Origin of the sequence: Parendozoicomonas sp. Alg238-R29, assembly GCF_947331445.1 — a bacterium.
In the GTDB taxonomy this organism is placed as follows: domain Bacteria; phylum Pseudomonadota; class Gammaproteobacteria; order Pseudomonadales; family Endozoicomonadaceae; genus Sansalvadorimonas.
This window is the reverse complement of record NZ_CAMZOG010000123.1, coordinates 1-8735: the sequence shown is the minus strand read 5'-3', so window position 1 is coordinate 8735 and position 8735 is coordinate 1. Positions and strand designations below refer to the sequence as shown.

Sequence of the window (8735 nt, the reverse complement as noted above, 5' to 3'; positions counted from 1 at the left end):
AAAAGCCGTCGGAGAATGCCAGTGAAAAGTCAGGAACAATCAGAAAAATTCCCGTCATGGTGGCCTGCGACCGTCAGCAACATGTAACCGATGCCGTTCTCGAACATGTGAGTAACGATGAACTCTTCACGCAACTGGCAGGACGGATTTTACCAGGCAGCACCCTGTGCACGGATGCTCATCTGTCCCATGAAAAACTGGCAGACCAACTCAACGTGACGCTGAAAGAATTGGTCACTACGGCAGGCCAGTATGTGCGAGAGAAGGTTTATCACATTCAAACGGTCAATGCTTATCACAGTGAGCTCAAACGTTGGATTAATGGTTTTTTCAAAGGCGTAGCAACGAAATATTTATCGCGCTATCTGGGCTGGAAACGATTTTTAAAGACACATATCTTCTCGGAAGAGAGTTTGTTAGATCAGGAAGCATCTCATTGGCTTAACCCACATTTATTGTGAACAGAGCCCGTTTAACCTATGCCCAGCTGGATGCTGCTGCCAGTCAGGTAGCGTCTGGCTTGATTGCTAATGGTTTACAACCCGGTGACAGGGTTGCTCTCAGTTGTCCCAATCTTCCCTGTTTCCCAATTGCTTATTACGGCATTCTCAAAGCCGGTGGCGTTGTCGTACCTTTGAATGTGTTGTTGCGCTCCCGTGAGATTGAATATCACCTGCAAGATAGTAGTGCCAAATTTTTGCTCTGCTTTGAAGGTACCGTGGAGCTGCCTTTGGCCCAGTTGGCTAAAGAAGCATTTGTTCAAGTGGAGAGCTGTGAGCAGATGTTCATTATGGCGGCAGCTGACCAGGCTGCGATGGAGCTGGATGGATTCCCAACGCTAACCTCTCTCATGGCAGGCCAGAGTGCAGGCTTTGATTATGTGCAGCGTGAAGACAGTGATATCGCTCTTCTGATCTACACCTCTGGTACCACTGGATATCCCAAGGGGGCCATGCTTACCCATACCAATATTGCCATGAATGCGATGATGGGGCAGGCCCTGTTATCTATGAGTAATGAGGATGTGATTCTGGTCACATTGCCATTGTTTCACTGCTTTGGTCAGATTGTACAGATGGTGGTGGGTCTCGCAGCCGCTGCGACACTGGTGCTGGTGCCACGGTTCGATCCAGAACAGGTTCTGGCGCTGATGGAGAAGGAAGAGGTGACCAGCTTTGCTGGTGTACCCACTATGTATATTGGTCTGCTGAGTGTGCAGGATGCTGATGAGAAGTTTGACCTCAAAGCCATCGCCAGTAAATTGCGTATAAATATCAGTGGTGGTGCTGCCATACCGGTAGAAGTTATCCGCCGTTTTGAAGAGAAGTACCAGTCACCGATTCTTGAAGGTTACGGGCTTTCCGAAACATCACCCATAGCCTGTTTCAATAGCCTTGAGCGCGAGCGTATTCCTGGTTCTGTTGGTCAACCTGTGGCGGGTATTGATATTCGCATTGTGGATGAGAATGGGAAGGTCGTCCCGACTGGAGAGGAGGGCGAGATCATTATCCGTGGTCATAACATAATGGCCGGTTACTTCAATAACACAGAAAAAACAGCGGAAACCATTCGTGATGGCTGGTTCTATTCCGGCGACATTGGTCGTATGGATGAAAGTGGCAATCTCTATATTGTGGATCGTGTTAAAGACATGATCATTCGTGGCGGCTACAACGTTTACCCCCGTGAGCTCGAAGAAGTGCTGATGACTCATCCTCATATTGCCAGCGTAGCCGTAGTGGGTCTTCCCCATGATGTGCATGGCGAAGAGGTAATGGCCTGTATTGTTCCCCATCATGGTATGGAAGCCTGTACCGGTGAAATTACTGAATGGGCCAAGGAGCGTATTGCAGCCCATAAGTATCCCCGTGTAGTTCAGCTGTTTGATGAGCTACCAATGACCGCTACCGGAAAAATTCTGAAACGGGAACTGCGTGAACAGTTGAAAGAAATGGTTTAACGCAAAAAAATAGCTGGGCGGAGGGAAATCGCCCAAACAACCGTTAAGAGGGAAGCATGGGCGAATTTGATTACATTATTGTTGGTGCGGGCTCGGCAGGTTGTGTTCTGACTAACCGGTTGACCGAAGATAAAGACGTATCGGTACTGCTGCTGGAGGCAGGGCCTAAAGACAAAACACCCATGATCAGTACGCCTGGTGCTTTCGCCTGCTTTATGTTCAGCAAGAAATATAACTGAGCCTATGAAAGTAAGCCGGACACCTGCATTCGTCATGGTAACCCACTGTTTACCCCACGAGGCAAAACCCTGGGTGGCTCCAGTGCGGTGAATGGTATGGTTTATATTCGAGGCCATAAGAGTGATTACGATAACTGGGAGCTGCAAGGTAATGCAGGCTGGGGCTGGGATAATGCTCTGGCTTATTTCCGTAAATCTGATACCCATTTCCCGCAGGGAAACTCGCTAAGCATGGCGCAAAGTATTTGTTCCCAAGCTGTTTTCCTGGGTGCCTTCTTTGAAGGCTAAGGGGGGAGGCTCAGATCCCGGAAGCATTTCCAGAATCTGAGAAACTTTTACGAAGAGCTACTTCTCCAGAAATGTCACCAAATCCTGAGCACTTTGTTCAGGAATCTCTTCCATCGGCATATGCCCAACGCCCGGATAGATAATCAACTCACTGCCTTCAATGGCTTCATTGAATTTGTAGGCGTGACGTACCGGAATCCAGCCATCGTCTTCCCCCCACATAATGAGCACCGGCATGGATAGCTGGTCCAAGCGGCTAAGATCAAAGCCTAAGTCGTTGCGTATACGGCGAATCATACGGCCACCGGCTTTGCGGTTGCCTTCCCGATTTAGCAGGGTGGCGTAACGTTCCAGTTCTTCTTCTGTAGAAATCTCTGGGTTGCCATAAGCACGGTGGAGAAGGTCACGGAACAGGAAACGGGGTGGTTCAATATAATCCCCCGCACGGCCAACAAGTGGGGTTCCCCACATTAACATGGCGGCTGGTGGCACAAATAAATAACCAGCAGGGTCAAGCATCACCAGTTTCTTAACTTTTTCCGGGTTGCGGGAAGCGTACTGGTAAGCGAAATAGCCTCCCAAAGAGTTACCCACCAGATAAAACTCAGAAACATTCAGTTTTTCCATCACCTGATCCAGCGCAGTCATATAATCTTCATCGCTGGTGGCTTTGTCGGGCATAGGGCCGGTCAGGCCAAAGTTGGGCAAATCCAGAGAGATCAGGCGATAATCCTTTTCCAGCAGAGGGCGCCATTTCTCCCAAGTGTGCAGGGAAGAAAAAATACCGTGAAACATAACAATGGCGGGCTTGTCTGCTGCGCCTTGGTCACGGACATGGATATCCATGCCAGCCACCTGAAGGAACTGGGAAGGTGGTTGAGCGTAACGATCTGTAAGCTCATTAACAGGAATCTGGGTTGCGCAGCCTGTAATGAATAGAAGAGCAAAGGTAACGAGTAAAGCCCGAATACGGCTGTTTATTGTCATTTTTGATTCGCCATCAGTGGGTTAAAGGGGGTAAGCCTAAGGATGAAGGGTTCCTGTGAAAATGGCACGGCTGCCGGAACTGAATGTCAGCCAGGCTGTCACAAGAGTATGACAAAGACAGCCTCTGCCAGAGCAAAACAAAACAGAGGGATCTGGGCAAGAGAACGATCTTTCTTAAGAGTACGACCTTTCTTAAGAGTACGACCTTTCTTAAAAGGAGTATGCGTCAGTTTAGGGCTGATGATCGGCTGTGCCTGCGCCCAGGGTGATGATAAAACTCCTGAATCTCACACTGTAACTCCTGCCGGCACATTTTTCCCCCGGGATGATGGCACGTTGCTCTATTTTGAGGGGGTGGATGTTTTTGTCGAGATGGGAAATGCCCTGCAGGGAGGAGTGCTTGGGGCTATGAAGGGTATGGTAATGACCTATTACGCGATGAGCGCATTGGCTTTGCTCCCTGCTACCGGGCCGGGTGCCGTTTTGGCTGGTGTGCTAACGGTACTTTGGAAGTATCGTCTTCCTTTGACCTGGTGGTATTCCTACAAAACTGCAATTCATGGGCTTTGGAATTACCAGTATTCTCGGGTTGGCAGTATGCCGGTATATTTCGCATCCCCTGATCTTCAAAAACAGTTGGTGGTGAACTGGCGTTTCCCTCTTGCAGATGAGCGCACTATCCAGCTTGATATTGTGACTCTCCCCTATTTACACTTTTTACACATTGCTAAAAATTCTGAAATTTTGGCTGACCATGAGCAGGGCTGGTTGCGATTGTCGGAGACTTTGCACCGTAAGCAGGTTGCCAGAATGGTGATCAGTCTGAAAACCAATCACCTGGTTCTTTCTGTGCAGAAGAACTCCGGGCACTGGTGGCATCGCACTCTTCCCAGGCCTGAAAACCAGCCGCTTTTGGCCGAGGGTATTGTCTCGTGGGAAGGTCGAAAAATGTTGAACAGTGTGTTTTCTCTTCTTTCGGAAAACAGCACAGAGTTTTGGGAAAAGTCTCTGGATTGCCAGGAAGGTGAACTCTATCCCTTGTTAATACCGGATAAGAAGATTGCAGATTCAGAACAGGCCTCCATAGTTAGCCTTTTCAGGCCCGCAGATGATGCAGCTGAGGTCAGCGGTTGCGCTTATCTCGGCATTTCTGATTACAGCACTCGATATGGCGGTCTTGCCGGGTATATGCATTTGAATGGCCTGAACAGCTGTGATCAGGTTGAACCCTTGTTAGAAAAATACAGTCAGTATGATTTTGAAAATCAATTGATTGTCGCTAACCATGTGCAAGTGGTGCCTTATTGGGCAACAACTTTACTATTGAGGGGAATCGAAGAGGGAATATCTATTGGTATTCGCTATGCCATTGACCCCTTTGTGCCCGAACCTCCAGAGCGCAAATATAAAACAGCAGCAGATACAGATAAGTCGAAAGAAAACAGTTCCAATGAGTGGCAGGATTGGATTGAAGCTCAGGGGATAAGGGGACTATCTCTGGGTAAGCCCGATGTTGAAAGCTACTTCGCCAACGGCAAGATTTTCTGCCGCTGGTATTTGGGCAGCGGCGTTCAGTGAAACACAGCTAATAAGGTATTATGTAGCAAAGACCCTTTGGCATGGACCGTCACCTGATGACAACCGAAACACTCGTTTATTTTGCACTCTCCTGTGTTTTTATTTTTATTGCCGCATTCCTGTCATGGCGTTTTTCTGCCATCCATACCCGTAACCGGATACAGAATGAAAACCGGGATCGGGGGCAGGAGACATCTCACCAGCTTCTGGAAGCTCAGCAGCAGGCTTCTTTCCTGTCTGACAATAATCAGGAACTGAAGAAACAACTGTCTGCTAAAGATGAGAAACTGGCTCTTTGTGAACGTGAGCTGGAAAAGCGCGGTCTGGCGCTGGTGGCTGCCCGCAAAGATCTGGAAAATGCTACGGAAAAGTTAAATCTTCTGGAACAGTCTGAACAACGGTTGGGGCAGCAGTTTGAAAACCTCGCCAATAAAATCTTCGAAAGCAAAACCAGCCGCTTTACTGAGCAAAATAAAGTTGCCATGGAAAGCCTGCTTGGGCCTTTTCGCCAGCAGATCACTGATTTTCGCCAGCAGGTTTCTCAGGCCTATGACAGTGAAGCCCAGCAGCGCCGTTCTCTGAAGGATGAAATCAGTGGTTTGAAAGAGTTGAATCAGCGTATGAGCGAAGAAGCGTTGAACCTTACCCGGGCCCTGAAAGGGGATAAGAAACTGCAGGGTAACTGGGGAGAACTGGTGCTGGATCGGGTGCTGGAAGAGTCTGGCCTTCGGGAAGGTCATGAGTATGTCCGGCAGGTATCGCTGAAGAACGAGGAAGGTGAAAGGCAGCAGCCGGACGTAATTGTCCATCTGCCTGATGGCAAGGATGTGATTGTTGATTCTAAAGTTTCCCTGAATGATTACAGCCGTTCCGTTGAAGCCGAAACGGAAGAGGAGCGCAGTAAAGCACTGGTGGCACATGTTCAGTGCCTGCGTAACCATATTCGAGGATTGGGCAAAAAGAATTATCAAGATCTCGAAGCGGTTCGCACCCTTGATTATGTGCTGATGTTCATTCCGGTAGAAGCGGCGTTTTACAGCGCCATTGAGCATAGTCCCAAGCTGTTTCAGGAAGCGCTGGATAACAATATTATGCTGGTCAGCCCCACCAACCTTCTGGTGGCCCTGCGTACTATTGAAAATATCTGGCGTTATGAGCATCAAAACCGTAATGCTCAGATGATTGCCGATAAAGCCGCCGCTTTGTACGACAAACTCCGTGGTTTCACTGAAGATATGCAGAAACTAGGCAATCAGCTGGATACTGCCAGAAAAACCTATGATGGAGCCATGAACAAATTCTCCAGCGGCCGTGGCAATGCTGTACGGCAGGCTCAGCAGTTTGTTGAACTGGGTGTGAAGGTGAAGAAGCAGATATCTGCCGAGCTTCTTGATCGGGCGGAAACAGAGCTGGATGCCAACCTGGGACAAGATCAAACTTCTGAGACTATAGAGTCTGCCAGGTTACCCTGATAAGCTCCCCACCCCTGCCATGACGCCATGGCAGGGTCACAATAATGAGAAGTCGGGAGCAGAGCATAATGTTTACAGTCAATGAATACTTTGAAGGTAAGGTGAAGTCCATCGCTTTTCAGGGGCAGAAGTTACCTTCAACGGTTGGTGTGATGGCTCCCGGAGACTATGAATTTGGCACCAGCCAGAAGGAAGTGATGACAGTTGTCAGTGGTGCTTTAAACGTTCTACTGCCAGAAGCTGTAAACTGGAAAGTGTTTCAAAGTGGAGAATCCTTTACTGTAGCGGCCAATGTTGTATTCAAAGTTCAGGTAGAAACCGATACAGCTTACTTGTGCACCTATGAATAAATCAGTCTTCTTTTCATGTGCTCATATCTGAGCACATGAATTATCTGTTATTTCCTCGTTATTTCCTCCTGAATTTGCTCACGCTTTGATCGGACAACAACGGCCAGTAGAAAATCTGTAGCCCTTTTTGCATGGCCGTCTAACTGTGTTGGAGTCAGTTCTTCCATTCCAATCAATACACTTGATTTGGGCGCAAGCAGTATGCCTGTCCATTTTTACTGCTTCAGATCAAAAACAGGTGTCGTCAGTTTTGTCTACGAATTGCGGCTGAAGTTCGGTAGTCATCAGGAAACCTTTTGTAGATATTAACTCTATCCAGTTGGTTAGCGTGGCAAACAATGACTGTTCCCAGTGGAATGAAAGCTCTGTTGATAGCTCTTAAGTATCGCAACCATTAAAAAATCTTTCATTCAGGAGTTATGCAAATGCTAAACAAAATACTAAAGTGTTCAGAAAGACCACCCCAGACAGAGCCATCGGCTTCAACAACGTCAGCCACCACTGGTAGTACTACAACTGCTGGAGGACGTACAGCTACAGTGGTCACACCAACTACAACGGGCACAGCAGGAATGGGCGATTATTCCTCTATTCCTGCTGCTCAAACTACAAACATCACTATCAATGCACCTGGCGCACAACAGGTTACGGTTCAGGTTCACAATACCCAGATTCAGTATATATCGCCCCCTGTTGAGAGAGTTCCTCATCCCGGCCTCTCACACTCCAGCGCCTCTCTTCCTGAGCCTTCAGTAGTAAGTCATCCGCCACAACGCTCCGATAGGCCTGTTAAAAACCAGCAGCTGCTTCTCACCCATCCACCTGCACAAAATCGTATGACATGGTATACAGGGAACGCTACTGAGATGGCGAATGTATTCGAAACGGAATCTTCCATTTCACAATTGGTACAAAAACTAACCAACAAAGGGATTCTGACACAAAACGATAAATTCAAGCTACTTAGAAATATACCTGTGCTGACAAGAATGAACGACTTTACTGGCGACACGATGTTCTCAAAACCAGAGGGGTGTATGGGATTATTTCTGGACGTCCTTCTTGATCTTGCTAAAGACTGGGAGACATCAGCAAATCCAGACGAACAGCATGCTTATCTTGAGCTTCTTTACCTGCTAAAAAGCCTAACCGAGAAGATATCCCCCTCATTGGGGAGACATATAAAGGAGCAAAAGCCGTCTATTGTAGAGTTTTTATCAGCTCGATTGCCACGGCCTTGAGCTCAGGAGAATGGAGTTTACGTTTTTTCTTGGTTGTCATTGGTCACCTCTCAGAGTGATTTTACTCTCTTAGGGGGGGCCATAACGACTGCTTCCGATCAGAAACCCCCGTCTAGATATAGAGACTGGAACTGGTCAAGTAGGTGTAAATACTTATTTTTCGTTGATTTACATCAATACTGATTATTTCGATGTGAGTAGAGTTGAAATTATGCGACGGGGGAGACGGATAACAATATTAGCCATTGGCACCATTAGCCAGTGGCACCGTTTATAGACCGGCGTACCTTTCTGAGATACCTCATAAGGGAGTAAAGTTAACAACCGGGATGATTCAGAATGTCAAGTCTCTGTAGCCAGTGTTTTGAGGGGGGCGCTGGCTTTTTTCAATACAGTTTCTTTCGCTCAAACTTTAGCTCTGGAGAATTTCCGCTAAGGTTGCAACTCTAACAGTTGTATCTGTGCGGAGTTTCTTGATGGCAGCAGAAAAGCATTCTTCACCTACCCATAATGGTAATCATGATAAACAAAAACCGGTTGTTTTGGTGACTGGTGGTGCACGGGGTATAGGGAGGGGTATTGCTGAATACCTGCTTGGGCATGGTTGTCGAGTCGTGATT

The 8735-nt window shown here is 47.7% G+C and carries 9 protein-coding genes; 8 read left to right on the top strand and 1 reads right to left on the bottom strand.

Annotated features, from left to right (window positions below; translation table 11 throughout):
* The 4 genes from QMA35_RS20045 to QMA35_RS21955 all read left to right on the top strand — a co-directional run.
* A partial coding sequence (locus QMA35_RS20045; protein WP_281645522.1) for an IS1595 family transposase occupies positions 1-461 on the top strand: 461 nt, incomplete at its 5' end.
* Positions 458-1960 carry a long-chain fatty acid--CoA ligase gene (locus QMA35_RS20040; RefSeq protein ID WP_281648922.1) on the top strand — a complete coding sequence of 501 codons (1503 nt, stop codon included), beginning with the start codon at positions 458-460 and terminating at the stop codon, positions 1958-1960. The genes QMA35_RS20045 and QMA35_RS20040, both read left to right, overlap by 4 nt.
* 56 nt (positions 1961-2016) lie before the next feature.
* Positions 2017-2199, top strand: a complete 183-nt coding sequence (locus tag QMA35_RS21960) for a lycopene cyclase family protein (RefSeq protein ID WP_348650964.1) — start codon at positions 2017-2019, stop codon at positions 2197-2199.
* 27 nt (positions 2200-2226) lie between these two features.
* On the top strand, positions 2227-2487 hold the full coding sequence (locus QMA35_RS21955; protein WP_348650965.1) for a GMC family oxidoreductase N-terminal domain-containing protein: 261 nt from the start codon (positions 2227-2229) through the stop codon (positions 2485-2487).
* 57 nt (positions 2488-2544) lie between these two features.
* On the opposite strand, the gene QMA35_RS20030 is transcribed toward QMA35_RS21955, so the two are convergent.
* Positions 2545-3474 carry an alpha/beta hydrolase gene (locus QMA35_RS20030; RefSeq protein WP_281648921.1) on the bottom strand — a complete coding sequence of 310 codons (930 nt, stop codon included), beginning with the start codon at positions 3472-3474 and terminating at the stop codon, positions 2545-2547.
* Positions 3475-3714: 240 nt separating this feature from the next.
* Between QMA35_RS20030 and QMA35_RS20025 the strand changes: the two genes are divergently transcribed.
* The 4 genes from QMA35_RS20025 (at position 3715) to QMA35_RS20010 (ending at position 8115) form a co-directional block, all read left to right on the top strand.
* Entirely contained in the window at positions 3715-5052 is a 1338-nt protein-coding gene (locus QMA35_RS20025; RefSeq protein WP_281648920.1) for a hypothetical protein, read from the top strand.
* 56 nt (positions 5053-5108) lie between these two features.
* On the top strand, positions 5109-6524 hold the full coding sequence (gene rmuC / locus QMA35_RS20020; RefSeq protein WP_281648919.1) for a DNA recombination protein RmuC: 1416 nt from the start codon (positions 5109-5111) through the stop codon (positions 6522-6524).
* 68 nt (positions 6525-6592) lie between these two features.
* On the top strand, positions 6593-6874 hold the full coding sequence (locus QMA35_RS20015) for a pyrimidine/purine nucleoside phosphorylase (protein WP_281648918.1): 282 nt from the start codon (positions 6593-6595) through the stop codon (positions 6872-6874).
* A gap of 425 nt (positions 6875-7299) precedes the next feature.
* Entirely contained in the window at positions 7300-8115 is an 816-nt protein-coding gene (locus QMA35_RS20010; RefSeq protein WP_281648917.1) for a hypothetical protein, read from the top strand.
* The last annotated feature ends 620 nt before the right edge of the window (positions 8116-8735 follow it).

Coding starts and splice junctions, on each gene's coding strand:
- QMA35_RS21960 (WP_348650964.1), top strand. CDS start 2,017: ATGGGCGAATTTGATTACATTATTGTTGGTGCGGGCTCGGCAGGTTGT.
- QMA35_RS20030 (WP_281648921.1), bottom strand. CDS start 3,474: ATGACAATAAACAGCCGTATTCGGGCTTTACTCGTTACCTTTGCTCTT.
- QMA35_RS20025 (WP_281648920.1), top strand. CDS start 3,715: ATGATCGGCTGTGCCTGCGCCCAGGGTGATGATAAAACTCCTGAATCT.
- rmuC (WP_281648919.1), top strand. CDS start 5,109: ATGACAACCGAAACACTCGTTTATTTTGCACTCTCCTGTGTTTTTATT.
- QMA35_RS20015 (WP_281648918.1), top strand. CDS start 6,593: ATGTTTACAGTCAATGAATACTTTGAAGGTAAGGTGAAGTCCATCGCT.
- QMA35_RS20010 (WP_281648917.1), top strand. CDS start 7,300: ATGCTAAACAAAATACTAAAGTGTTCAGAAAGACCACCCCAGACAGAG.